This window comes from Pseudomonas sp. PME37.24/025 (assembly GCF_055556615.1).
Map to the genome: position 1 here is coordinate 1 of NZ_JBVHNK010000430.1, position 245 is coordinate 245.

Annotated in this window: 1 pseudogene; it reads left to right on the forward strand. The window is 64.5% G+C overall.

Going from position 1 to position 245, the window contains the following annotated elements:
- Positions 1-245, forward strand: a pseudogene (locus ACZ3HH_RS30955) (MOSC domain-containing protein); the annotation flags it as partial.

Consider the following 245-nt stretch of genomic DNA (forward strand, 5'->3'; position numbering starts at 1 on the left):
TCATCTGGCGCGACAGCATGCGCGTGCCGGACGCTGGCGACGAGGCGGCGGCCTGGGTCAGCGAATTCATCGGCAAGCCCTGTCGGTTGGTACATGTACCCGCAGAGCGTGCGCGCTATATCGAGGGCAACGTGACAGGGGATGAGAAGGTCGGGTTCGCCGACGGCTTTCCGCTGCTGTTGATCGGCCAGGCTTCACTCGACGACCTGGTGGCTCGGGTTGGTCGTCCACTGGAAATGCTGCGC